The organism is Pseudoduganella sp. S-14 (assembly GCF_049913285.1).
In the GTDB taxonomy this organism is placed as follows: Bacteria; Pseudomonadota; Gammaproteobacteria; order Burkholderiales; family Burkholderiaceae_D; genus Rugamonas.
This window is the reverse complement of sequence record NZ_CP183991.1, coordinates 3116327-3139724: the sequence shown is the minus strand read 5'-3', so window position 1 is coordinate 3139724 and position 23398 is coordinate 3116327. Positions and strand designations below refer to the sequence as shown.

At 63.9% G+C, this 23398-nt stretch carries 24 protein-coding genes; 12 read left to right on the top strand and 12 right to left on the bottom strand.

Annotation, left to right across the window (positions count from 1 at the left end):
- Positions 1-66: 66 nt before the first annotated feature.
- Positions 67-1548, top strand: a complete 1482-nt coding sequence (locus ACN9MZ_RS14465) for an FHA domain-containing protein (protein WP_426342783.1) — start codon at positions 67-69, stop codon at positions 1546-1548.
- On the opposite strand, the gene ACN9MZ_RS14460 is transcribed toward ACN9MZ_RS14465, so the two are convergent.
- From ACN9MZ_RS14460 to ACN9MZ_RS14445, 4 genes are read right to left on the bottom strand one after another with little or no spacing between them, the layout of a single operon-like run.
- Positions 1545-2429 (bottom strand): pirin family protein, encoded by an 885-nt coding sequence (locus ACN9MZ_RS14460; protein WP_426342782.1) that lies wholly within the window; start codon positions 2427-2429, stop codon positions 1545-1547. The two genes, ACN9MZ_RS14465 and ACN9MZ_RS14460, sit on opposite strands and share 4 nt — an antisense overlap.
- Positions 2426-2833 carry an OsmC family protein gene (locus ACN9MZ_RS14455; protein ID WP_426342781.1) on the bottom strand — a complete coding sequence of 136 codons (408 nt, stop codon included), beginning with the start codon at positions 2831-2833 and terminating at the stop codon, positions 2426-2428. The genes ACN9MZ_RS14460 and ACN9MZ_RS14455 overlap by 4 nt, the downstream gene beginning before the upstream one ends.
- A gap of 33 nt (positions 2834-2866) precedes the next feature.
- Positions 2867-5179: an SUMF1/EgtB/PvdO family nonheme iron enzyme gene (locus tag ACN9MZ_RS14450; RefSeq protein ID WP_426342780.1), complete on the bottom strand. Its 2313-nt coding sequence runs from the start codon at positions 5177-5179 to the stop codon at positions 2867-2869.
- Positions 5180-5191: 12 nt separating this feature from the next.
- Positions 5192-7381, bottom strand: a complete 2190-nt coding sequence (locus ACN9MZ_RS14445) for a zinc-ribbon domain-containing protein (protein ID WP_426342779.1) — start codon at positions 7379-7381, stop codon at positions 5192-5194.
- Positions 7382-7653: 272 nt separating this feature from the next.
- On the opposite strand from ACN9MZ_RS14445, the gene ACN9MZ_RS14440 reads away from it, so the two are divergent.
- The 3 genes from ACN9MZ_RS14440 (at position 7654) to ACN9MZ_RS14430 (ending at position 9102) form a co-directional block, all read left to right on the top strand.
- A complete protein-coding gene (locus ACN9MZ_RS14440; RefSeq protein ID WP_426342778.1) occupies positions 7654-7893 on the top strand; it encodes a hypothetical protein in 240 nt (79 codons plus the stop codon).
- Between the two features lie 108 nt (positions 7894-8001).
- Positions 8002-8559, top strand: coding sequence for a YXWGXW repeat-containing protein (locus ACN9MZ_RS14435; RefSeq protein ID WP_426342777.1), 558 nt, complete (start codon positions 8002-8004; stop codon positions 8557-8559).
- A 75-nt stretch (positions 8560-8634) separates the two neighbouring features.
- Positions 8635-9102: a ribonuclease HI family protein gene (locus tag ACN9MZ_RS14430; protein ID WP_426342776.1), complete on the top strand. Its 468-nt coding sequence runs from the start codon at positions 8635-8637 to the stop codon at positions 9100-9102.
- Here ACN9MZ_RS14430 and ACN9MZ_RS14425 read toward each other — a convergent pair.
- Positions 9099-10646, bottom strand: a complete 1548-nt coding sequence (locus tag ACN9MZ_RS14425) for a methyl-accepting chemotaxis protein (RefSeq protein WP_426342775.1) — start codon at positions 10644-10646, stop codon at positions 9099-9101. The genes ACN9MZ_RS14430 and ACN9MZ_RS14425 overlap by 4 nt on opposite strands.
- Entirely contained in the window at positions 10643-11113 is a 471-nt protein-coding gene (locus ACN9MZ_RS14420; RefSeq protein WP_426342774.1) for a chemotaxis protein CheW, read from the bottom strand. The genes ACN9MZ_RS14425 and ACN9MZ_RS14420 overlap by 4 nt, the downstream gene beginning before the upstream one ends.
- A gap of 144 nt (positions 11114-11257) precedes the next feature.
- Between ACN9MZ_RS14420 and ACN9MZ_RS14415 the strand changes: the two genes are divergently transcribed.
- From ACN9MZ_RS14415 to ACN9MZ_RS14400, 4 genes are read left to right on the top strand one after another with little or no spacing between them, the layout of a single operon-like run.
- Complete coding sequence (locus tag ACN9MZ_RS14415; RefSeq protein ID WP_426342773.1) at positions 11258-11908, top strand: HD domain-containing protein; 651 nt, start codon at positions 11258-11260, stop codon at positions 11906-11908.
- Complete coding sequence (locus tag ACN9MZ_RS14410; protein WP_426342772.1) at positions 11905-13161, top strand: TCR/Tet family MFS transporter; 1257 nt, start codon at positions 11905-11907, stop codon at positions 13159-13161. The genes ACN9MZ_RS14415 and ACN9MZ_RS14410 overlap by 4 nt, the downstream gene beginning before the upstream one ends.
- A 7-nt stretch (positions 13162-13168) precedes the next feature.
- Entirely contained in the window at positions 13169-13993 is an 825-nt protein-coding gene (locus ACN9MZ_RS14405) for a substrate-binding periplasmic protein (protein WP_426342771.1), read from the top strand.
- Positions 13993-14853 (top strand): EamA family transporter, encoded by an 861-nt coding sequence (locus ACN9MZ_RS14400; protein WP_426342770.1) that lies wholly within the window; start codon positions 13993-13995, stop codon positions 14851-14853. Before ACN9MZ_RS14405 ends, ACN9MZ_RS14400 begins: the two co-directional genes overlap by 1 nt.
- 199 nt (positions 14854-15052) lie before the next feature.
- Here ACN9MZ_RS14400 and ACN9MZ_RS14395 read toward each other — a convergent pair whose 3' ends face one another.
- The 3 genes from ACN9MZ_RS14395 to ACN9MZ_RS14385 form a co-directional block, all read right to left on the bottom strand.
- Complete coding sequence (locus tag ACN9MZ_RS14395) at positions 15053-15286, bottom strand: hypothetical protein (RefSeq protein WP_426342769.1); 234 nt, start codon at positions 15284-15286, stop codon at positions 15053-15055.
- A gap of 90 nt (positions 15287-15376) precedes the next feature.
- A complete protein-coding gene (locus ACN9MZ_RS14390) occupies positions 15377-15802 on the bottom strand; it encodes a GNAT family N-acetyltransferase (protein ID WP_426342768.1) in 426 nt (141 codons plus the stop codon).
- Positions 15803-15833: 31 nt separating this feature from the next.
- Complete coding sequence (locus ACN9MZ_RS14385) at positions 15834-17720, bottom strand: CocE/NonD family hydrolase (RefSeq protein ID WP_426342767.1); 1887 nt, start codon at positions 17718-17720, stop codon at positions 15834-15836.
- Between the two features lie 133 nt (positions 17721-17853).
- Here ACN9MZ_RS14385 and ACN9MZ_RS14380 point away from each other — a divergent pair, with 133 nt between their 5' ends.
- The 3 genes from ACN9MZ_RS14380 to ACN9MZ_RS14370 all read left to right on the top strand — a co-directional run bounded on the left by ACN9MZ_RS14380 (position 17854) and on the right by ACN9MZ_RS14370 (position 19785).
- Positions 17854-18267, top strand: a complete 414-nt coding sequence (locus ACN9MZ_RS14380) for a thrombospondin type 3 repeat-containing protein (protein ID WP_426342766.1) — start codon at positions 17854-17856, stop codon at positions 18265-18267.
- 196 nt (positions 18268-18463) lie between these two features.
- Positions 18464-19483 (top strand): tryptophan--tRNA ligase, encoded by a 1020-nt coding sequence (gene trpS, locus ACN9MZ_RS14375; RefSeq protein WP_426342765.1) that lies wholly within the window; start codon positions 18464-18466, stop codon positions 19481-19483.
- Entirely contained in the window at positions 19483-19785 is a 303-nt protein-coding gene (locus tag ACN9MZ_RS14370) for a DUF1294 domain-containing protein (RefSeq protein ID WP_426342764.1), read from the top strand. Before trpS ends, ACN9MZ_RS14370 begins: the two co-directional genes overlap by 1 nt.
- Here the strand turns inward: ACN9MZ_RS14370 and ACN9MZ_RS14365 are convergent.
- The gene (locus tag ACN9MZ_RS14365) at positions 19732-21063 is read right to left on the bottom strand and encodes an erythromycin esterase family protein (RefSeq protein WP_426342763.1); all 1332 of its coding nucleotides are present in this window, start codon (positions 21061-21063) and stop codon (positions 19732-19734) included. The genes ACN9MZ_RS14370 and ACN9MZ_RS14365 overlap by 54 nt on opposite strands.
- Before the next feature lie 61 nt (positions 21064-21124).
- Here ACN9MZ_RS14365 and ACN9MZ_RS14360 point away from each other — a divergent pair, with 61 nt between their 5' ends.
- Positions 21125-22078 (top strand): DMT family transporter, encoded by a 954-nt coding sequence (locus tag ACN9MZ_RS14360; RefSeq protein WP_426342762.1) that lies wholly within the window; start codon positions 21125-21127, stop codon positions 22076-22078.
- Here ACN9MZ_RS14360 and ACN9MZ_RS14355 read toward each other — a convergent pair.
- Both ACN9MZ_RS14355 and ACN9MZ_RS14350 read right to left on the bottom strand, forming a co-directional pair.
- Positions 22065-22730, bottom strand: coding sequence for an FMN-binding negative transcriptional regulator (locus tag ACN9MZ_RS14355; RefSeq protein WP_426342761.1), 666 nt, complete (start codon positions 22728-22730; stop codon positions 22065-22067). The two genes, ACN9MZ_RS14360 and ACN9MZ_RS14355, sit on opposite strands and share 14 nt — an antisense overlap.
- A 50-nt stretch (positions 22731-22780) precedes the next feature.
- Positions 22781-23395, bottom strand: a complete 615-nt coding sequence (locus ACN9MZ_RS14350; RefSeq protein ID WP_426171852.1) for an LON peptidase substrate-binding domain-containing protein — start codon at positions 23393-23395, stop codon at positions 22781-22783.
- Positions 23396-23398 lie beyond the last annotated feature (3 nt).

The window sequence follows — 23398 nt, the reverse complement described above, 5'->3', positions numbered from 1 at the left end:
GAAAGGCGTGTTGCCAAGCAACGGTGTAAACGCGTAAAGTTGCGGTATCCCTACCAGCGTCCTTCCATGAACAAGTGCTGTAATCCAGACCATCCGCATTGCACCTACTGGGTCATGCCAGGGGAAAGCACTTGCGCCGGCGGCCACGCGCAGCCGGCAGCCGATGCGGAAGGCGGCAGCTTCGAGCTGCTGAACACCATGCGCCACGCCCGCAGCGGCCCGCCAGCCGTCCCGGTCGCCGGCTACTCTGCGCCGGCACGCGTCTATCCCCAGCTGCATATCAGCGGCTTCGACCCGCGCGCCGCCGGCGGCCGCCAGTCGCTCAAAATGGAATTGCGCGGCATGCCGCAGGATTGCGCGCCGCAGTTGTCGATCCGGCTGCGCTCCGAGCTCATTCCGCACGGAGCCCTGCTGCAACAGTTCATCCGCTCGGTCCATGGCGACTGGCGCCCTGTATTCGTGGAATTCTCCTCGCGCGGCAAGGAACATGGCCAGTACCAGATCCACGCCGAAATCGTCAGCAAGGACGAGAGCTCGCAGCGCCAATGGGAATGCACTTTTGTCATCCTGGTGCCGCGTGTCGACGCCAGCCTGAACGAAATTCACCGCACCTTCCTCAGCACCCACAAGAATGTGCGCGTCATGGCCGACGATGCCGCGATCGCCCGCGTGTCCGCGCAAGGCGGCAATACCATGGACATCGACGTCACCGCGCGCAATGCCGGCATCGCCCACCTCGACCTCGGGGCGCCGCCGGGCAAGGTGGATGTTGGCTATTCGACCATAGCCTGGGATGAAGACCTGATCGAGATCGCGCAGCCGCGCAGCGGTCCTTCGCATCCCCACCCTACCCTGGCGGCAAGCTTCATCAATGCGGCCCCGGAAAACGGCGCCTGCCGCCACATCCGCCTGTTCGCGATGGAAGAAATCTCGTTCGGCCGCTTCGAGCTGGCCGATCCCGAAGCCGACGTGCTGCTGCACCACTTCAGCGCCGAGGGTCCTGATTGCGCCGGCCTGACGCGCCGCCTGTCCGGCCGCCACGCGCTGTTCCGCCACACCCGCAATGGTTTCGAAATTGAAGACGTGTCGCGCTACGGCCTGCTGCTGGACGGGGTCTGGCCGGGCAAGAACAAGCCGGTGCCGCTGCGTACCGGCATGAAGATTGAAATGAGCGCCAGCATCAAGGGCATCGTGCTGCTGGAAGTGAGCGCCGTGATGCCGCACGGCGTGATACTGCACCGCATCGATGAAGGCGCGCGCGCCGAATGCTTCGTGCTGCTGGCGGCGGACACCCATCCCGGCTACCCGCTGCCGCGCCACAATGCGCTGCCGAGGGCCTCCAGCCTTCCGCTGCTGATGCACCACCAGGGCGGCTTCTGGCATGTCGACCAGCTCACCGGCAAGGAAACCGCGCTGGCGCCAACACCGAAACAGGAAAAACTGAGCCGCATTCCGGCCCATACCCGTTTCGCCAGCGATCCTTATCCGGAGCACTGGATCGTGCGCAGCGCCGCCGCGCACATCCCGCCAGCCGAAGCTGCCGCTTAAGTCGCTGCAGAAGGCCTTTTCGGCAACGGAATGAATTCCGTCTCGCCGGGCACCTTGGCAAAGCGCTGCGCCTCCCAATCGTCGGCCGCCTTGAGCAGGCGCTCCTTGCTCGACGAAACAAAATTCCAGAACAGGAAACGCTGGCCATCGAGCGGCTCGCCGCCGATGATCACGAATTGCGCATCCGTGTTTGCGCTGACCCGCTGCGAATTCGACGTATCGAGCAGCGCCATCGTGTTTTGCGGCACCGGAGCGCCATCGACGTCGACCGAACCGCTCACCGGATAGATGGCAGCTTCCGCCGGCAAGCCGCTCAGTTCCAGTTGCTGGCCCGCCTTCAGGCTCACGTCCAGGTACAGCGTCTGGCTGAAGGTCTTCACCGGCGAAGCGTGGCCAAAGGCCGAACCGATCAGCACGCGCACCCTGGCGCCGTCGACCAGCATTTCCGGAATTGCCGCCGCTGGCGTATGGGCGAACGAAGGCTCGTCCTCCTCGTGCGCCTTGGGCAAGGCGGCCCACAACTGCAGGCCGTGCGTGCGGTGCGGCACGCCCACCAGATCCTGCGGGGTGCGCTCCGAATGCACGATGCCGCGTCCTGCGGTCATCCAGTTGATGGCGCCCGGCTCGATGCGCTGCAGCGTACCCAGGCTGTCGCGGTGTTCCATTGCCCCTTCGAACAGGTAGGTGACGGTGGCCAGGCCGATATGCGGGTGCGGCCGCACGTCATGGTCGGCGTCAAGCGGCACGTCGACCGGGCCGAAATGGTCGAAGAAAATGAATGGACCGACCGCCTGCTTCATGGCCGCCGGCAAATAGCGGCGCACCACAAAGCCGCCGCCCAGGTCCTTCTCATGGCCCTTCAGGAGTTGCGCAATGTTCATGGCAATGGCCCCAGCTTCGTGGAGATTTCGGTGGTCACGGCCGTCATCAGCTTATGCACCGGGCATTTCTGCGAGATGGCCAGCAGCTCTTCCCGCTGCTCCGCGCTCAGCGCTCCGGTCAGGTGCAGCGTAGCGGCCAGGCGGTACACGCCCTTGCGCTCTTCGCTGGCATCGCGCTCGGTGGTGACTTGCACATCTTCGACCGGAATGCCCTTGCGGCGAGCGTACCAGATGACGGTCAGCGCTTTGCAGGCGCTGACGGCGGCGTCGTACAGGTCGTGCGGCGACGGGCCGGCATCGTTGCCGCCTTCTTCGATCGTGCCGTCGACGGAGACGATGTGGTTGCGCACATGCAGGATGCTGCGCATTGGAAGCGACTGGTCGCGGGCTACTTTAACGGTCATATTGGTTTCCTGCTTGTTGATTTAGCCAGCAATTTACACCAACTTGCGCGCTACGCGGAAGCCCACCACATCGTTTGCCAGCAGTGCCGAGTAGCCATTGCGCATGGCCGAACGCAGGTAGCGCGGCTGGTACAGCCATGCTCCGCCGCGCAGGATGCGGCGCGCCTTGTCGCCGCCCTGCTCCCATGCACTGCCGTCGATGGGCGCGCCGAGGTAGTTATCGTGCACCGTGTCCTGCGTCCACTCCCAGACATTGCCGTGCATATCGAACAGGCCCCAGGGATTGGGCTGATAGCTGCCCACGCGCGTCGTGCCGCCATGGCTGTTGCCTTTGGGGCCGTCGTTGTAGGTGAAATGGCCGTCGTAGTTGGCGTGTTCCGGCGTGATCTGGTCGCCGAAGCTGAACGCAGTGTGGCTGCCGGCGCGACAGGCGTACTCCCATTCCGCTTCGCTCGGCAGGCGGTATTGCTGGCCGGTTTTCTCGCCAAGCCACTGCAGGTACAGCTGCGCGTCGTGCCAGCTGACGCATACCACGGGGTGGCGCTCATCCTGCGCAAAGCCTGGCTCCTGCCAGTCGACGTCCAGCTTCGACTGCCAGCCCGTCGCCTTCACGAAGGCGCGCCACTCGCCCACGGTCACCGGATAGCGGCCCAGTGCAAAGGAGTGCTCGATGCCGACCCAGTGCGCCGGCAATTCCTTGTCCAGCGAAGTTTTCTGCGCCCCGGCCTTGACGGCGGTCTTGTGCTCATGCTCGGAGGAACCCATCTGGAAGCGGCCGGTCGGGATCAGCACCAGGTCCGGCCCGACGCCGCTGCCATCGGTGAAGCGGTCGCGCAGCACGCCTTCCGCATCGGCTACCGGGCTGCTGGCGCTAGGCAGCAGCGCCGCCAGTTCGGCGGCCTTGCGCGCCGCCTGTTCCTTGCGGTGGCGCTCCTGCTCCGCGCGGTAGGCTGCTTCCGCCTTCAGTTGCGCCATCTTGCGCTGGTATTCTTCCTCGGCCTGGCGCGCTTTCAACGCATCGGCATCGCGGCGCGCAATCAGTTGCTGGCGCAGGCGCTCCTTGCGCTCCTTCGCTTCCTGCTCGGCCTGCGCCTTGCGCTGCTTTTCCTGTTCGCGGCGAAGCTGCTCCTGGCGCGCCTTTTCCTGCGCCGCGGCCTGTGCTTCCGCCTTGCGCCGGGCGGCCAGTTCCACTTCCTTCTGGCGCCGCTGCTCTTCCTCCTCGGCGCGGGCGATGGCATCGTTGCGGGCCCGTTTTTCACGGGCGGCTCGCGCTTCGCTTTCCTGCTGTTCCGCAGCGGCCCGTTCGGCCTTGCGGGCTGCTTCGCGCTGCGCCGCTTCTTCGGCGTCTAGCCCGGCGGCATCCTTTAATGCGTCAAGCAGTGCGGCCACCGATTCCGGCCGCTCGCCGGCGCGGTTGGCGAAGCCGTCCTTCAATACTGCCCATTGCTGCGCGTTGAGCGCCGCCGGTCTGGGCGGCTCGAGCAGGGCGGTGGGCTGGTCGAACGGCAGGCGCCCTTCCAGCAGCTGGTAGATCATCACCGCTACCGCATAGACGTCCAGCTGCGGCCGCGGCGCGCCCTGGCCGGTGCCGGCTTCCGGCGCCCGGTAGCCGGCAGTGCCGGCATTGGGCGCCGCCATGCCAAGGTCGGTGCCGGTCGAACGCGCGCGCGAGGCGATGCCGAAATCGAGCAGCTTGATTTCGCCGGTCGCGGTCAGGAACACGTTGCCGGGCTTAAGGTCGCGGTGCACCAGGCGGTGCTTGTCCCAGGCGTATCGCAGCGCATTGGCCACCGGCCGCAGCATCTGCTCGACCTGTGCCGGCGTCGCCTTGCCATGCTCCGCCAGCCAGGCCTCGAGATCCTGCCCCTCGAGGCATTCCATGATGATGAAATAGCTGGATGTGGCGGGGTCTTGCGCCCATTCGTAGACGCGCACGATATTGTCATGCGCCAGGCGGCGCGCCTGGGTCGCTTCCTCGATCAGCAGCTTGGCGTGGGCCGGGCTTTGGGTCAGCTGCGGCGGCAGGATCTTCAGCGCAACCACGGCGCTGTGGCCCAGTTCAGCATGGGTTGCCAGGTCGGTGGCTTGCCACACCTGGCCCATGCCGCCCATGCCGATCAGGCGCTCGAGCCGGTAGCGCCGGTTGTGCGGGCCGATTTCCTGGCCGGCCATCAGGCCAAGCTCGGTGCCCTGGCGCGGGATGGTGATGGGTGCTGCCGCCCCTCCCGGTGGCGCGTATTCGGCGTCCAGGATGGCATTTTTGCGGCGGTCGAACTCTTGCAGGCTTAACAGGCCATCGTCGTGCAGGGCACGCAGTTCGCGAATCTTGTCTCGGGCTGTCTGCATCTCTCTCGTGCTTTACCTCGCTAGCGGCGCCCCGCATTCTGGACAGAATTTCGCATCGCCGCAATCGGTCGGCACCAGATGGCCATTCCGGCAACGGCGCGCCGCCGACGCGCCGACGCTCGCTTGCGCCCGCAGCAGGTCGAGCCGGTGCTGGCGTTCCTTGTCGCCCACCGTGTCTCGATACGAACGTTCATCGCGCACTTCCTCGCGCGCCAGGCGCAGCGCCTCGGCCGTGGTAATGCTGTTTTCGGCAGCGACCACGCCGGCCAGCGCCTGCAGCTGCTCGGGCGACATCGCAGCCTGGGCCTGCTGGCGCATCAGGCGCGACAGCGCTTCGGCGTTTGGCGTCGCCGCCAGCGCAATCTTGGCCGTGTCGCTCATGCGGCCGATTGCTTCCAGCCGGTCGATGTCGATGCGGGCCAGGTCGGCGGCATGCCGCTGCTGCGCCACCATGCTGTCGTATTCCACCTTCCAGCGGTTGAAGCGCTCATCTCGCTCCACTTCCATCTTTTTCAGCGACTGCTGCCACTGTGCTTCCTGGTCGCGCAGTTTCAGCTGCAGGCGCTGTTCTTCCACGGCTACCTGGTCGAGCATGGCCTGGCGCGCCAGGCTTTGCCCCTGGCGCTGCTGCACGCCGTCTGCCTCGATGGTGCGCAGCAGCTTTTCATACTGGGCCACCGATTCGGCGGCGGCGCCGCTGCGCTTCAATTCTTCCAGCTTGGCGCTGATTTCGGCCACATGGACATGCGAGCTGGCGTCTTTGCCTTCCTCGCCGCGCGCCAGCTCGCGCTTGCGCGCCAGGTGCAGCTCTTCTTCCCACTCGACGATGCGCTCCGCCTCCCGATGGCGGGCGGCGTTGGCCAGGGCCAGGCCCTGGAACTTCGCCCGGTGGTGCTCGGCCTCGATCTCCTGCTCGCGCTGCTTGGCGTCGGTTTCGGCCTTGCGCAGCAGCTGGAGCTGCTTGCGGCGGTGCTCTTCGTCCTCGATGGCCAGCGCTTGCTGGACGCGGTACTGCAGCTGCTGCTGGTACAACTGGTGCGAGAAGCGCTGCCTGGCCAGCGCCTTTTCCTCAAGGCCGGCCTGCTGCGCCAGTTCCATCTCGGTGCGCATCTTGATCTGCGCCAGGCGGCGCACCTGGTCCCACTGGGCCGCCTCGCCGGCGTGCAGCGACTTGTGGCGCGCCAGTTCATGTTCCAGGTCGGCCAAGGCCAGGCCGGCGCCGTGTTCGAAGGCCTGCTTGCGCGATTTGGCAGCCACGATGCGGCCGTACAGGTCGATTTCGCGGGCGCGGATGGCTTGCATCTGCTCCTCGGCTTCGGCCTTCAGCTCGGCGCGCCGGAAATCGCCGCGCATTTTCTGCTCCTGGCGGCTGATGGCCTGCCATTCTTCCTCGTTGTACAGCTGGTCGAGCTGCTTGACGTGCTCCAGTTGCCGCTGGCGCTCGTCCGCAACCAGGAACAGGCTGCCCTCGCGTTCGCGGTTGTCATCGTATTTATCGTGCCGAAGTGACAATGTTTCCACCTGCGCCGCCGCCAGGCCGAATTCGGCCAGGCGCTGGCCCAGCGCGCTGTGCAGGCGTTCGTTGAGCTGCTCGCGCAGCACGCTGGTACTGGCCATGTCGCGCACAGAACGGCTGCCCAGGAATTCGGCCGCAAGCTGGCGCATGGACGGCGCCAGCAGGTCGTGCAGCTGCAGCGTGGTGACGGTACCCGGCGCTGTCATGAAATGGCGCGCAAAGGCCGGCACGTCCTGCACCATCAGGCCGACCGTGAAATGCGCAGCCAGTTTCAGGAATTCGGCGCTCAGCAAGTCGGTGAAATTGAACTCGACAGGCAGCGGCGAGCTGCGGGTGACCAGGATTTCGCCCGGCTCGTCGCGCCGCAGCTTGCCCAGGCGCGCGAAAAGACCGTCCAGCTCGTAGTCGCCCTGCGGCACCTCGCTGACCTGTTCGCCCTGCAGGATGAAAGCGCGTGTCGCGGCCGGCACGTGCAGGGTCTTGGTGAAGAGGCCGGAGAGCTGGCGCACGCCAAAGAACACCGCCAGCTCGTCGTTGGCCGGGATCCAGCGGTTGTCGCGCACCACGTGGTCGCCGCGCGGCGCGCCGAGCGACAGGCCGCAATGACTGCAGTAGTCGGAGCTGTCGCCGTTGCGGTGCCCGCATCGCGGGCACTTCACGCCGCCAAAACCAAACATCTTGAACATTTCCCACTCCTTGTCTGACCCTGCGCCTGTCGATTGTATCAGGGCGCCATGGGCCCATTTGCCCATTACACACCTCCTTATCTTGGCACATGGGCAGCCCATCCATTCGCTCCGTATGAGGGGCGATTTCCCTTCTGTTTGCGATTCGGCCGCAAAAGCCCGGCTTTTTTGCATTTCGCACCACGTTTTGGACCGCTTGTCGCACGCCGGTGGCTGGCCGCAGGCGCCGTGGATACAGTGTGCACATGGATAGTCCTCAAACGGAGAACATCATGAAAGCCCTGCGAAATTTCGAAGCCCTGTTCATCGCCATGATCGGCCTGGCCTGCGCCGCCAGCCTGGTGGTTGAAAACCGTGCCGATGAAGCGAAGGCGCCGGCTGCCGCCGCCAGCGCGGCCCAGGCAGCGCCTGCGGTGCCGGTCGTGGTGGTCGCTGCCAAGCGCATGAGCGAAGCGGAAAAGCAGGCCTCGCTGGCGCAAGAACGCAAAGCTGCTCCGGGCGGCAAGATCTGAGCAATTGTTACTCCGCTGCGGGATTTGTAAAAAACTGAATCAGGCTTTTCGCCTCGTCGATGCGCTTGGTATATTGAACTCAGCGCATCACCAAACAGGAGAAAAGCCATGTTCAAATCGAAACTCATCGCTGCAGCCGCCCTGGCACTTGGCACGGTTGCATTAGCACCGACCGCCGCGCTGGCGCAGGTTGATTTCAGCGTCGTGATCGGCAACGCTCCTCCACCACTGCGTTTTGAAAGCGTGCCGCCGCCGCGTTACGGCTATGTATGGGCCCCTGGCGTATGGCGCTGGGACGGCTACCGCCACGTCTGGGTTGCCGGCCACTGGCTGCAGGAACGTCCGGGCTACCGCTACGCCCCTTCGCAGTGGGTCCGTGTCGACAACGGCTGGGGATGGCGTGAAGGCGGCTGGACCGTCTACGATAGCCGCCCCACCTACATCCAGGGCCCGGGCTACGGCTACCGTGATTACCCCCGCGACAATTACTACTATCGCGACCATCATCGCGACCGCTACCGGGACCGCGACCACGACGGCGTGCCGGACCGCTATGACCGCGACCGCGACAACGACGGCGTGCCAAACCGTTATGACCGCGACCGCGATGGCGACGGCGTGCCTAACCGCTACGACCGCCGTCCCGACAACCCTCACCGCCGCTAACGGCGCGTGAAGATGACCGCCTGGCCCGCAACAAGCTGTTGCGCGGACCAGGCGGCCTTTTCCTGCCCCTCACCTATGCAGATAAAACAAGAACGTGCGCGCGCTGAAAAACTCGCGCGCCAGCCCGTTACCGCCTCGCCCGCAGCATGGCGCGCCTGGTTCGACGGTTCCGCCCATCCCAACCCGGGCCGCATCGGCATCGGCGTGCTGTTGTCCGGCCCGGCCGGCGAACGGGTGGAAATCTGCCGCCGCGCAGGCCACGGCAGCAGCGACGATGCGGAATACCTGGCGCTGATCGCTGCGCTGGAAAAGGCGGTGGAACTGGGCGTGCCGGAATTGCTGGTGTACGGCGACAGCCAGGTGGTGGTGCAGGATGTGCTGTTATCGCCGCAGGCAGGCGCCAAAGCGCTGGAAGAACATCGCGCCCGCGTGGGGCATTTGATGGCGGCATTGGCGCTGGTGAACGTGCGCTGGTTGCCGCGCCACAGGAATGGCGACGCGGACCGCCTGTCGCAACAGGCGGTGCGTGAAGGTGCCGCTTAGCGGACCTTGAACACGCTGACCGCGTCAGCCAGGTTGCTGGCCTGGTGCTGCATGGATTCGGCGGCAGCTGCCGCTTCTTCCACCAGGGCGGCATTCTGCTGCGTGACCTGGTCCATCTGGCCGACAGCCTTGTAGACTTCATCGATGCCGGAACTCTGCTCGGCGCTGGCTGCCGTGATTTCGCTGATGATGTCCGACACGCGCTGCACGCTGGAGACGATTTCCTCCATCGTGTTACCCGCATCCGACACCAGGCGCGTACCGGCATTCACCTTCTCGACCGAATCGCCGATCAATTCCTTGATCTCCTTCGCCGCCGCGGCCGAGCGCTGTGCCAGGTTGCGCACTTCCGACGCCACCACCGCGAAGCCGCGGCCTTGCTCCCCGGCGCGTGCCGCTTCCACCGCAGCATTCAGCGCCAGGATATTGGTCTGGAACGCGATGCCGTCAATCACGGCGATGATGTCCACGATCTTGCGCGAGGAGGCATCGATCGACTCCATGGTGCCCACCACTTCCGACACCACGCTGCCGCCCTTGCGCGCCACCGAAACCGCGGCGCCGGCCAGTTGGTTGGCCTGGCGCGCGTTGTCGGCATTCTGCTTGACGGTCGAAGTCAGTTCTTCCATCGACGACGCGGTTTCTTCCAGCGACGCGGCCTGCTGCTCGGTACGGGCTGACAGGTCCTGGTTGCCGGCCGCGATCTCGCTGGAGGCGATCGTGATCGAATGGGTGCCGTTACGCACTTCGCCGACGATGTTCAGCAAGGCCTGGTTCATGTCGCGCAAGGCGCCCAGCAACTGGGCGGTTTCGTCGTTGCCATGGACGCGGATGTCGCCGGTCAGGTCGCCCCCCGCCACACGGCGCGCCGCCTCGACTGCGCGCGACAGCGGCGTGGTGATGCCCTTGGTGAGCATGAAGGCGCACGCCGCGCCAAAGGCCACGGCCAGCACCGCCAATACCGTCAGCAGGCTGCGGCTAGTGGAAGAAATACTGTCGATTTCCTTGCCGATGGCGTCGATCTTCCCGCGCTGCATCGACAGCAGGTCCTGCACCAGCTCCTGGTACTGCGCGGCAGCCGGGCGGTAAGTCTTCTCGAAGACTTCGTTCGCCTGTTCCAGCTCACCGTCGGTCTTCAGCTTGGCCACCTTGTCGCGCGACGCGATATAGGCCTTGCGCTGTTCCATCACGCGCTCCCACAAGGCTTTCTCGTCGGCGTCGCTGATCAGCGGTTCGATTTTCTTCTGCAGCTCGGCCGAAGTGGCGCTTGATGCTTTTGATTCCTCGGCAAAGAAGGAGCCCAGCGAGGCGTCGCTGCTGCGGGCAATTGCCGTAGTGCGGCGGATCGCGCTATCGATCTTCGAATACCAGTCGGAGATCATGCGCTCTTTCGCCAGCGGCGTCTCCATCATGTGGCGCGTGGCGCCGGCCACTTGCTGCAGGCGCCAGACGCCGATGGCGGCGATCACGATGGACAGGGCTAGCGTCACGGCAAAGCCGAACGCCAGGCGCTTGCCGATGCTCAGGTTGTTCAGGAAGTTCATGCCGCCATCTTCTCGATCAGGCCCATGTCAGCCGAAGACATCAGGCGTTCAATATCAACCAGGATCAGCATGCGGTCATCGATGGTGCCCAGGCCGGTGATGTATTCAGTATCCATCGAACCGCTGATGTCGGGCGCCGCCTTGATCTGTTCCGGCTGCAGGGTCGTCACGTCGGACACGGCATCGACCACGATACCCACGGTGCGGGTGCCGATGTGCAGGATGATGACCACCGTAAACGGGCCGTAGGTCGGCTCGCCAAGCTGGAAGCGCACGCGCATGTCGATGATCGGCACGATCAGGCCGCGCAGGTTGATCACGCCCTTCACGTAGTCCGGCGCGCTGGCGATGCGGGTCGGGTTCTCGTAGCTGCGAATCTCGCTGACCTTCTGGATATCGATGCCGTATTCTTCCTGGCCCAGGGTAAACGCCAGGAACTCGGCAGCTTGGCTGGTAGTTGTAGTCATGATAATTTTTCACTTATGAACGATGACCGTATAATGTTACCGTAGACCAATAAAATAATCACCAAGAATTTTGCTCTAGAGAAACATACAAGCTTGTGATAAATACATGGCACAATTGCGCAGCTAAAAACGAAACAAGGTTTTATGGATATCTCTCTGAGCACTTGGCAGCCGCGCCTGGTCGCGCTGGCCAGCGCAGCAGCGGGCGACGACGGCGCCCACGACACAAATCACTTGCATCGGGTATGGCGCAACGCCAAGCTGTTGCTGGAACAGCTTCCCGCTGCCGACCACCTGGTCGTGATGGCAGCCTGCTACCTGCACGACCTGGTCAACCTGCCGAAAAACCATCCCGAACGCCACCTCGCCTCGCGCCAGGCAGCGGCCCTGGCTCGCATCCAGCTGGCCGAAGCAGGCTTCCCGCCTGAGCGGCTGGAGGCGGTGGCTCACGCCATCGAAACCCACAGTTTTTCCGCCGCGCTGCAGCCAACCACGTTGGAAGCGCGCATCGTGCAAGACGCCGACCGCCTCGACGCACTCGGCGCCGTCGGCCTGGCGCGCATGTTTTATATTGCTGGCCGCATGGGCGCCGCACTGGCCCACGCGGACGATCCGCTGGCCATCAATCGGGTACGCAACGACAAGATTTATTCGCTCGACCACATCGAAGTGAAACTGGCCACCCTGCCCGGCACCATGCAGACTGCCGCCGGCCGCGCGCTGGGCGAACAACGCCTGCGAGAGCTGCTGGCGTTCCGCGACAGCTTCGTCGCAGAATGGGCGGTGGCAGCATGAGCGAGCTTGCGCCAGAGACCAAATCAACAGGCAACCTGAACTTCGTCCTGGTCAGCATCTTCATCGACATGCTGGGCATCGGGATCATCGTGCCGGTGCTGCCGATCCTGGTTGGCCAGTATGTGCAGGACCGCGAACTGCACGCGCTGTGGTACGGCATCCTGGGTGCCACCTTCGGCCTGCTGCAGTTCATCTTCATGCCGATGCTGGGCGCGATCAGCGACCGTGTCGGCCGCCGCCCCGTGCTGCTGTATTCCATGGCTGGCATGGGCATCAATTTCCTCACCACGGCCTGGGCGCCCAACCTGGCCTGCCTGTTCATCGGCCGCGTGATCGGCGGCATGTCGTCGGCCAGCATGTCGGTGGCCTCAGCCTATGCTTCCGACATTTCCACCCACGAAGACCGCGCCAAGAGCTTCGGCAAGATCGGCGCCACTTTCGGCCTGGGCTTCATCTGCGGGCCGATGCTGGGCGGCTTGCTGGGCGACGTCAACCTGCACCTGCCTTTCTACGTCGCGGCGGCGCTATCGTTCGCCAACTTCATCTACGGTTACTTCTTCGTGCCCGAATCGCTGCCGCAAGCACAGCGCAGCAAATTCAAGCTGGTGTCGGTCAACCCGTTCAACTCGCTGGCCAAGTTGGCCCGGCGCCAGGATATCCGCGGCCTGGTCATCACTTTCGCCCTGGTGACCGGCGCGCAAATGATGCTGCAGTCGACCTGGGTGCTGTACACCCACTTCCGCTTCGGCTGGAGCCCGGCGGAGAACGGCGCGGCGCTGTTCTGCGTTGGCCTGACGGCAGCGGTGGTGCAGGCCGGCCTGCTCGGGGTCTTGATCCGCAAGTTCGGCGAGGTACGCCTGTCGCTGCTCGGCCTGACCTCGGGCGCCATCACCTACATGCTGTATGGCCTGGCCACGCACGGCTGGATGATGTATGTCTTCATCCTGTGCAATCTGCTGGCCTTCGCCGCCGGCCCGGCGCTGCAAGGCATCGTATCCAAAGCGACGCCCGCCAACGAACAGGGCGAGCTGATGGGCTCCCTGCAGTCGATCAGCAGCCTTGGCACGGTGATCATGCCTTTGCTGGGCGGCGCCATCCTCGGCACGGTCAGCCACCTGCCCCCGAGCGACTGGCGCATCGGCAGCACCTTCTTCCTGTGCGCCGCGATGCAGGCGGTCGGCATTGTCGTCGCCCGGCGCTACTTCCGCCAACACCATATGGCCACGACGGCGACTTCGGAAACAGGCGCATAATCAGCCTATGACCGGACGCGCGCACAGCTTCTTCCGCCAGTTGCTCGCCGCCCTGCCACTGGCGGCGGCGGCCTTGCCATCCCATGCCGACTGCTCGCGCGACATCGTAGTGCCGGTATCGACCGCCGGTGTCAGCGTCATCGTCAACAACGGGACGTACAGCGGAATCTATCCGGAGATATTCCGCAGCCTTGGCCCGCGCGCAGGCTGCCACTTCGTTTTCAGCTCGGTCCCGCGCGCCCGGCAGGAACTGCTGTTCGAATCCGGCAGGGCCGACCTGCTGGTGCCGGCCACCCGCACGCCGGCGCGCGACGTCAACGGCATCTTCGTGCCGATGGTGGGGCACCGCGCCGTACTGGTTTCCCTGCAAAGCCCGCGCCCGCAAATCACCAATGCCCAGGACTTGCTGGACCGGCGCGACCTGCGCGTGGCTATCGTGCGCGGCTATGACTATGGCGATGCCTACCAGGCCATCGTGCGCGAACTGGCGCGCCAGGGCCGCCTGTTCACCGAAGTGGAGCCTAGCGCAGTTGCCCGCCTGCTATACGTTGGCGCGGTGGACGTCACCATCATGGGGCCGACCATCCTGGCCGGCGCCATCAACCGGGAGGCGCGGGTAAACGGCATGCTGGACCGGCTGCGCATGGAGCCGATTCCCGAACTGCCATGGCAGCAGACCGGCGTCTACGTTTCCCGCTCTTCGCTGGACCCCGACGACCGCGCCGTGCTGCTCGAATTGCTGGAACGCGCCGCCAAATCGAACGTGGTGATGGAAGGCTTCCAGCGCTACCACCGCCCGGAAATCCTCGCCGAAAGCGTGCGCCCCCGCTGATGGCACCGTCGGTCGTCGCCATCGTCCTGTGCGGCGCGCTGCTGCACGCGGGCTGGAATGCGCTGGTCAAGAAAGGCCGCGATCCCTTCCTGAGCAGCGTGCTGGTGGCCAGCGGCGCCGGACTGATCTCGCTACCGCTGCTGCCCTTCCTCGCGCAACCCGCCGCCGCTAGCTGGCCATACGCGCTGGCCTCCACGGTCATCCACTACGCTTACTACGGCTTGCTCGCCGCAGCCTACCGCCACGGCGATATGAGCCACGCCTACCCGCTGATGCGCGGCAGCGCCCCGCTGCTGGTCGCCATCGCCAGCGTGCCCCTGCTGGGCGAGCACCTTAGCACGCCCCAATACGCCGCCGTGGCGTGCATCAGCGGCGGCATCTTCGGCCTTTGGTTCGCCACACGTCGCGCTGACGGCGACGGCGCAGATGCAGGTTCTCGCCGCCGCGCAAGCGTCTACGCCTTGCTGAATGCCCTCGTCATCGCCGCTTATACACTGCTCGACGGCCTCGGCGCCCGCGCCTCCGCCGCTCCCGCAGCTTATGTGATGTGGCTGCACGTTCTGAGCGCCATCGGGCTGCTGGCCTGGTGCCTGTTCCGCTGTCCGCGTGAACTGCGCGCCTACGCCAGACAATTCTGGCACGTCGCCATCCTCGGCGGCGCCGGCACACTTGGCGCATACGGCCTGGCCTTGTGGGCAATGACGGTCGCCCCTCTCGCCGCCGTCGCAGCCCTGCGCGAGACTTCGATCCTGTTTGCCGCATTGATCGCCAAGTTCTTCCTGTCCGAACGCATAGGCCGCAAGCGCGCCCTCGCCATTGCAGCCATTGCCGCCGGCGCCGTCCTGATGCGCCTGGCCTAGATTGCGACACCCGGCATCGGTAGAGGCAAATCGAATTGGCTGCCTATGGCGTTTCCGCTGAAATGACCCGCTGTTTTCTGCTGTTTTCCGCTGTTTTTCTGGAACTCCCTCTACACGCGATCCAAGACAAGAGCAGCGGAAAACGGCATGAAAGACATCGCGGTCCTGGCGTTGCCCTTCACCACTTTGTGCCGGCCACTCAACGCAATGCGTCCTCAGTAATGCGGGCATGGGCATCGGTGACGTGTACTCCATAAGTCTCTATGTCGCTAAGGCACTCGTTCGCATCAACGCCTGGTGTGTGTTCGCCCTTCCGAAGCTCAATGGTCTTGAATTCGGACCATGGCGCATACTTTGGGGGCAGGTTTTCACCCGATGGTTGTGCGGTAAAGCCGAAGATGCGGCCGGGACCTCTGAAGATATGTACTTGCATATGTTGCTCCATTATTTGTGATTCGGCAGTTAGCTGTGTGCAGCATTTGAACGAACCTCCTTTCTAGAGTTCATAAAGTATGAGTACATCTCACTCTGTATAGCCGTCTGCGGCCGCCTTCTGAGGGTCTGCAAATATCGCCATGGCCGTGTTCATGCGGCGAAATCCGAACTTTTCGTAGAATGGCTCTTTCCCAGGAACGGCATAAAGGATTATCTTTCGGTGGCCCCTGGACAAGTCGACCAGTCTTTGTATGAGTTCTTTGCCGAGCCCCGAACCTTGGTAACCCGGGTGAACCACAATGTCGCAAAGATAGGAGCAATCGACGCCATCAGCAACAGCGCGCCCCGCGGCGACGATTCGTTCGCCGTCGAACGCAATGCACTTGAACATGCTGTTCGAATAACCGGTCTTCAGCCACTCGCCGCTCTTGATTCCAAGCGGTGCGATGCGATACAGCTCCGACATCTCTTCCCAATCGAGCTGTTCGGTCGATTCGACCCAGCGAATTTTCATGATTTCTCCTGACATGCCTGTGTGGAATCCATTACTTCCCTACCACCGGCAACTCTACCGAGCTGCCATGGAACACGCGCTGCGTCGCCTTCTTGTAATCGCCCGGCGCAGCGAGGAAGATGTTCGGCACAAAAGTCTGCGGATTACGGTCGTATAGGGGGAACCAGCTTGACTGCACCTGGATCATCAGGCGATGCCCCGGCAGCACGACGTGGTTCACCGGCGGCAGGGCGAAGTTGAACTGCACCGGCTTGTTCGACGGAATAGCCGACGGCTTCTCGAAGCTGTCGCGATAGCGCCCGCGCAGGATATCCATCGACAGCGGCAACTGGTAGCCGCCCAGTTTGGGCTGCGACGGCACCTCGTCCGGATAAACGTCGATCACCTTCACCACCCAGTCCGCATCGCTGCCCGAGGTCGACGCCAGCAAGTGCACCTGAGGCGCGCCGGACAGCACCAGCGGCTCTTTCAAGGGCTCCGACACATAGCTCAACACGTCGGTACGGTCGCTGACGAAACGCTGGTCCTGCACCAGCCAGGGCTTCCACACGTTTTCATCACTCATGCGCACAGGACGCGGCACGAAAGGCACCGGCTTGGCCGGATCGGCCACATACTCGTCGAAGCCCTTGGCATTGCCCGCCTGCGACCATGACAGCTTGAAGCCATCCTGCAAGTAGACCGCCTTTGCCGCCGACGCGCAGCCCGTCGCGCATGACACCGGCCATTGAGGCAGTCGCTGCCACTTGTTGCTGCCGGTCTGGTAGGTCAGTACCGGTGGAGTATCCACAGCTGGCGCGCCGTCAACCAGGTATTGTTTCAGGAACGGCACCATCACATCGCGCCGGAATTCCAGCGCCGTATCGCCAGTGAACTGCAAGGGGCCCAGCGAGGAGCCGTCGTAATTGACGCCGCTGTGGCGCCATGGCCCGATCGCGAGGAAGTTCAGCTTATTGTCCTTGTCCTGCTTTTCCAGCGCAGCGTAAGTCGCGTAAGTGCCGTAGATATCTTCCTGGTCCCACTGCCCTACCACGTGCATGGTCGGCACGGATAAAGGACGCTTGGCCAGGATGCGGTCTAGCGCCTGCTCCTGCCAGAAGCTGTCGTAAGCGGGATGCTCGAACAGCTTCCTGGTGAAATTGAGCTGGTCCAGCCCATATTTGCGCGCCAGGCCTGCCACCGAGCCGCCGCGCAGCACCACGTCGTAATCGTCATACGCCCCGGTCGCCAGCGGCTCGCCGCGGGCCTTCACCGTATTCTGGCTGGCGATATAGTCCAGCGTATTGACGCGGAAGGCGCCATTGTGGAACCAGTCGTCGCCGCGCCAGCCGTCCACCATCGCGCTCATTGGCACCGCCGCTTTCAGCGCCGGATGCGGCTCGGTCAGCGCCATCAGCACGGTAAAGCCTTCATACGAAGAACCGATCATGCCGACCTTGCCGTTCGTTTCCGGCACGTTTTTCACCAGCCAGTCGATAGTGTCCCAGGCATCGGTGCCATGATCGGTCTGGCTGGTATTCAGCGGGCCGCGCACGGGGCGGTTCATCACGTAATCACCTTCGGAGCCGTATTTGCCGCGCACATCCTGGAACACGCGGATGAAATCGCGTCCGAATACTTCGTCGCCCTGCGGCAGCGAAGACTGCATATAAGGGCTGACATTGCGACGCGCGCGGCCATCTGCGTTGTAGGGCGTACGGGTCAGGATGATCGGCGCCTTGCTGGCGCCCTTCGGCACCACGATCACGGTATGCAGGCGCACGCCATCGCGCATCGGGACCATCACTACGCGTTTGACGTAATCGGCCTGCTCTTGCGGCGCCTCGAAGCCGGACATGATATCCGGCGCCATTGGCGAGGTTTGCGCGCCTGCATGGGAGGCCAGCAGCAAAGAAATAAGGGTGAGGCAACTACGCATGGGAACTCCGGTGGGGCATGAACCTTGCAATATTACTAGAAAATCAATGCTGATATGAAAGCTAGTGCGCGCACATACGGCCGCGGCAGCCCCAGCAAAAATGGCCCCTATGATGAAATCGAAGGAGCCAATCATGAAAAAATTGCTCATCGCCACCCTTCTGGCGGGTTCCCTGGGCGGCGGCCTGGCCTTTGCACCGGCCGCCAGCGCCGATGTGGTCGTAGTCCGTGTTGCTCCACCGCCACCACGAGAAGAAGTGATTCCCCCTGCACGTTCCGGCTTCGTATGGACGCCGGGCTATTGGCGCTGGAACGGCCACCGCCACGTCTGGGTCAACGGCAAATACGTACGTGCCCGTCACGGCTATTATTGGCGCGAACCGGCCTGGGCCCAGATGGACAATGGTCGCTGGCGCATGGAGCGCGGCCGCTGGGAGCGCGGCGACCGTGACCATGACGGCATCCCCAACCGCTATGACCGCGATCGCGACAACGACGGCGTCCCTAACCGGGTGGACGACCGACCCAACAACCCCAACCGCTATTAAGCGGGCTTGACAGGGCCGCGCTGAACTGTAACCATTGCGGGATGAAATTTTTCCAATCACATCTGTTTTCCCGCAATTGGTGGCGCCGCTGACATCGCGCGGCCACTGCAAAGTGATGTGATTTTAATATCAGCGCCGCCTCTGACCAGGTGGCGTTTTTCTTGGCGCAATCGGTAGGGGCAAGAGAAAGAACCCTATGATCCAGCCAGCATCCAATTCCAAACCAATCATCCTGACCGGCGACCGTCCGACCGGACCGTTGCACCTCGGCCACTTCGTCGGCAGCCTGCGCAACCGCGTTTCCTACCAGGACGACTACCAGCAGTTCATCATGCTGGCCGACTCGCAGGCGCTGACCGACAATATGGAAGACACCAACAAGGTGCACCGTAATGTGGTGGAAGTGGCGCTGGACTACCTGGCTTGCGGCATCGACCCGGCCAAGTCGACCATCCTGATCCAGTCGCAAATCCCGGAACTGGCCGAACTGACTTTCTATTACCTGAACATGGTCACCGTGGCGCGCCTGGAGCGCAACCCGACCGTGAAGCAGGAAATCGTGCTGCGCGGCTTTGAACGCGACATTCCGGCCGGCTTCCTGACCTACCCTGCTTCGCAAGCTGCCGACATCTCCGCCTTCAAGGCAACCATCGTGCCGGTCGGCGAAGACCAGATCCCGATGATCGAGCAGACCAACGAGATCGTGCGCAAGTTCAACCGCCTGGCCAACAAGGACATCCTGGTCGAGTGCAAGGCCGTGGTGCCGGAAGTGGGCCGCCTGCCTGGCATCGACGGCAAGGCAAAAATGTCCAAGTCGCTGGGCAACGTGATCAACCTGGGTGCCAGCGCCGCCGAAATCACCGCCGCCGTGAAAATGGTCTACACCGACCCGCTGCACCTGAAAGTGTCCGACCCCGGCCACCTGGAGGGCAACGTCGCCTTCATCTACCTCGATGCCTTCGACACCGACAAGGCCAGCCTGCAGGAGATGAAGGACCACTACGTGCGCGGCGGCCTGGGCGACTCCGTCGTCAAGAAGCGCCTGGAAGCCGTGCTGCAGGACATGCTGGCCCCGATCCGCGCCCGCCGCGAAGAACTGGCCAAGGACAAGGGCTACATCATGCAGGTGCTGAAGGAAGGCACCATGCGCGCGCGCGAAGTTGCCGCCCGCACCACCGATGAAGTCAAGACCGCACTGGGCCTGAACTACTTCTGATGCTGTTCATCGCCGCGCTGTATGCAATCGCCAGCGCGGCGTGCTTCATCGCGTATGCGCTCGACAAGTCGGCCGCCCGCCGGGGCCTCCGACGCATGCCCGAGCGCACGCTGCTCTTGCTTGGCCTGGCCGGCGGCTGGCCCGGCGCTCTCGCGGCGCAGCAGCTGCTGCGCCACAAATCTTCCAAGACCGAATTCCTGCTCAAGTTCTGGCTCACGGTCATCGCGAACCTGGCAACCCTGGTCGCGCTACAAGCCGGATGGGTAAGTCTCGGCCGGTTCCTCGTGGCGCCACAGGGCTGAACGCTCCAGCGGCCTGAGTGCCGTGGTACGGTCGATGTGGATCAATGCATCGAACTGCTGCTCCGCGTCCGCCAGGAAGTAGTGGCTCATGCGTTCGGTATCGGGCCGGTAGATCACTCCGATCGCCCTTTCCAGCAAGCGCCCGCCTGCCCGCGCCAAGGCGCTGTTGCGCCCTCGCAGCGGCAACAGGATGGCCGGCATGCCCACCTCGTGCAGCACGCGTTCCACGCTGTCGGGCCTGGACGGCACGATGGATTTCAGCTCGGCCGGGCCGTCCCAGTCGCTCGCTGCCGTCACACTGCCCGCATGCGTGGTGAAGCCAAGCAGGAAGCTGTCCTGCGGCCGGTAACGCTCGCGCACCAGTTGCCCCAGGTTCAACTGGCCATGCTTGCCCATTTCGGTGTGGCGCGCGTCGCCCAGGTGCGAGTTATGCGCCCACACCACGATGCGCGCCGGCCGGCCGATGCTCTGGCCCAGGTGCTCTCGCAGCGCCTGCAGGGTTTCCGCCATGTGCGAATCACGCACATTCCACGATTCGTCGCGGCCCTTGAACATGGCGCGGTAATACACCTCCGCATTGCGGGTCACGCGCGCGTTCTGCTGGGCGTAGAAGAATTCATCCGGCACCGTGCCGGTGCGCAGGTGTTCGTTGGCTACGCGGTTCATGTCGACCAGCTGGCGCAGCACTTCGGCCTCGCAATCGGGCTTCATGCCAAAGCTGGCGGCGTAGCCGTAGCGTTGCGGGTCTTCCGCGAAATGGTCGATGCAGCCGTAACGCTGGCGCGCGCGGGCCGCCGCTTCCGGGTCGGCCTGGTCGAGGTAGTCGATCACTGCATGCATCGACTGCTGCAGGCTGTACAAGTCCAGGCCATAGAAGCCGCAACGGCGCGCCGGACTGGCGACGTGGTGGTTGTGCCCCCGCAGCCAGTTCACCAGCGCCACGATTTCATGGTTGCGCCACATCCATTGTGGAAAGCGCTTGAATCCTGACAGCGCCTGGTCGGCGCTCATGTCGTCGCCGCCATGCTGCACGTAGCGGCTGACGCGCAAGGCGTCCGGCCAGTCGGCTTCGACCGCGATGGCGTCGAAACCCTTGTCGACGATCAGACGCTTGCTGATGTCGGCGCGCAGGCGGTAGAACTCCTGGGTGCCGTGAGTGGCTTCGCCCAGCAGCACCAGCGAAGCGTCGCCGATGCAGTCGAGCAGGTAGTCCAGGTCCTCCGCAGTTTCCAATGGCCGCGCCTCGCGCTGCAACGCGGCGATCAACGTCTTGTCCATGATTCAGCAAGATATCGCAAGCTGTGCGACACTGTCGCAGGTTTAATTTGGGAAATATTGCATGTGGACTGGCGTAGTATGCGGCCTGCTGGCAGGCGCGATGTGGGGCATGGTGTTCATCGTGCCGGAGCTGCTGGCGGCCTTTACGCCGCTCGAGATGGCGGTCGGCCGCTACCTCGCCTATGGCGCCATCGCCTTCGTCCTGATGCTGCCACGCCTGCGCAACCTGGTCGGCCGCCTGGAGCGCGACGACTATTTCGCACTGCTGCGGCACGCCCTAGCCGGCAACCTGGTCTACTACATGTTCCTTGCGGTAGGCGTCAAGTTGGCGGGAGTGGCGCCGACTTCCCTGATCATCGGCGTGCTGCCGATTGCCGTGACCCTGATGGGGCGCAACGACCATGGCGCGGTGCCGCTGCGCCAGCTGGCCATGCCCTTGCTGGTGACGGCGACCGGCATCGCCTGCATCAATATCGACGTGTTCCAGCACGCTGCCGCTGCCGGCGCCTCCATGCTGAATACGGTGATCGGCGTGGCGTGTGCGAGCGGCGCTTTGCTGTGCTGGAGCTGGTACGCGCTGGATAACGCACGCTACCTGAAACGCAATCCGCATTACAGCAGCGCGGAGTGGTCGGCACTGTACGGCCTGTCGAGCGGTCTGATTGCCCTGGTGGTGGGCGCGATGGCGTTCGCGGTCTTCCATGGCGACGTCACTGGCGCCGCCGGTGCGGCCTCGGGACGCGATTGGACGCTGTTCTGGATCTGCAATAGCCTGCTGGCTCTCGGCGCCTCGGTAATCGGCAACCACCTATGGAACGTCGCCAGCCGCCGGGTGCCGATCACCCTGTCCGGCCAGTTGATCCTGTTCGAGACCCTGTTTGCGCTGATGTATGGCTTTATCTACAAGCAGCAGTTCCCGCGCCCGCTGGAAATCGCCGCCATTGTGCTGCTGATCGCGGGCGTGACGTGGTCGATGCACGTCCACGCCCGGGAAGAAGAACTCAGTCCTGCCTGAAGTCAGGCGCGATGCGCTCCGCCACCAGCGCAGCCATCGCCGCCGCCCCCTCGCCGGCCGCTGCGGCGCGCGAATTCAGGCCCGCGACCACGCCTTCGGCATCCGCCTTGCCGCGGTTCTGGCTGACTTTCCATTTCCCCTCGATGGACGCAATGGGAATCTCGATGCCGATAATTGCCTTCAGCAAGCCTTCGATGAAATCGAGCGGCGCATCGTCTACTTCCCAAGGCTCCGGCATGGCGCCCTCCTGCAGGGCCGTCAAGGCACGCAGCTGCTGCCCGAGCCACGCCGCATCCTCAACGACCCTAGCCCTTCCCCGCACCTGCACCATCGCGTAATTCCAGGTCGGCACCACCTTGTGCGACGTCGTCTTGGATGCGTACCAGGCAGGGCTGATATAAGCCTCTGGACCTTGGAACACTACCAGGCACTCGCCGCCGGCGGCCAGCGCCTTCCATGCAGGATTGGCGCGCGCAATATGCGCCCGCAGCATGCCTAGCCCCGCCTCTCCCTCATCGGGATAAAGCGCAAACGGCACCAGGTCGGCCGTCGGCACGGCACCAGGAATAAGCAGCATGCCGAGCGGATACGCCCGGATCAGCCCATGTTTGACCTCAAGTCGGTCTTCAGCGAAAGCAGCAGGAAGGTACATGCGCCCAGTGTAGCGCGGGGCGCCGGAACGCGCATAGAGCCAGCGATGGCCTAATTCAGCAGGCCATGTTCAACCATCACATCCTGCACCAGCTCCAGCCGCAGGACCGGGTTCTCCTGCGCCAGCAAGAGCTGTTTCTGCGCCAGCGACAGGCGCAGCAATTCGCACCAGCGGTTGGCCACCCAGCCCGCCTCCTGCAGGCGATAAGGCGCCTGCATCGGCATCTGCCCGGCCGGTATGCCCCGCTCCTGCAAGGTCTGGATCAGGATGCCAAGGCTATCCGCCACATCCTGCTGCTCGGAAGGCACCGGCACCGACATGTCATCGTCGATCGGTGCCACATCCGCCATCCACAGGCCGTGCTTCAGCTGTTCGGCGGCGACAATGCGGAAGCGCTGCCGCCCGCTGCAGCGCAACTGCATCAGGCCCGGCAAGATCGCCTTCCATTCCCCGATATGCGCCATGGTGCCCACCGCGCACAGGGTCTCGTGCTGGTCCGGCTTGCGCACCTCATCGCCCTGCACCAGCGCCACGACGCCGAAATCTTCCTTATGTTCGATGCAACGCTTCACCATGTCGAGGTAGCGCACCTCGAAGATTTGCAACGGCAGGTACCCATCCGGATAAAGCACCGTATGCAAGGGGAATAAGGGAATCGCGGACATACT